The following is a 992-nucleotide window of genomic DNA, read 5'->3' on the forward strand; positions in this document are numbered from 1 at the left end:
GCCCGCGAGGCGAGCCCCGGCGGCCCGACCGCGGTTTCCTGCTGCGGCGCCAACCCGGGCATGGTCTCGTGGTTCGTCAAGCAGGCGCTCCTCAACATCGCCGCCGACACGGGCCTGTCGCGTCCCGAGCCGAAGAGCCGCGAGGAGTGGGCGGCGCTGATGAAGGACCTCGGCGTCAAGGGCATCCACATCGCCGAGCGCGACACCCAGCGCGCCAAGTCCGAGAAGCCGATGGGCGTGTTCGTGAACACGTGGTCGGTGGAAGGCTTCGTCTCCGAGGGCAACCAGCCGGCCGAGCTCGGCTGGGGCACGCACGAGACCTGGAAGCCGGACAACGCCCGCGAGCAGGAGACGGGCTCGCGCTGCGCCATCTACCTGCTCCAGCCCGGCGCCGACACCCGCGTGCGGTCCTGGACGCCGACTGCGCAGTCGCAGTTCGGCTTCCTCGTCACCCACAACGAGGCGATCTCGATCGCCGACTACTACTCGGTGAAGGAGGGCGGCACCGTCGTCTACCGGCCGACCTGCCACTACGCCTACCATCCCTGCAACGAGGCGGTGCTCTCGCTCCACGAGATGTTCGGCAACGCCGCCAAGGTGCAGCCGGAGCACCACATCCTCGACGAGAACGAGATCGTCGACGGCATCGACGAGCTCGGCGTCCTCGTCTACGGCCACGCCAGGAACGCCTACTGGTACGGTTCGCAGCTCTCGATCGAGGAGACCCGCCGGGTCGCCCCCTACCAGAACGCCACGGGCCTGCAGGTCACGAGCGCCGTGCTCGCCGGCATGGTCTGGGCCCTGGAGAACCCGGAGGCGGGCATCGTCGAGGCCGACGAGATCGACTTCCGCCGCTGCCTCGAGGTGCAGACCCCGTACCTCGGCCCCGTGGTCGGCGTCTACACGGACTGGACGCCGCTCACCGACCGGCCGGGCCTCTTCCCCGAGGATATCGACGCGAGCGACCCCTGGCAGTTCCGCAACGTGCTGGT

The 992-nt window shown here is 69.6% G+C and carries 1 protein-coding gene; it reads left to right on the forward strand.

Going from position 1 to position 992, the window contains the following annotated elements:
* Nucleotides 1–992: saccharopine dehydrogenase C-terminal domain-containing protein (locus MOX02_RS30735; RefSeq protein ID WP_147029532.1), on the forward strand; the 992-nt coding region annotated here is incomplete at both ends.

Origin of the sequence: Methylobacterium oxalidis (assembly GCF_007992195.1) — a bacterium.
Lineage (GTDB): Bacteria > Pseudomonadota > Alphaproteobacteria > Rhizobiales > Beijerinckiaceae > Methylobacterium > Methylobacterium oxalidis.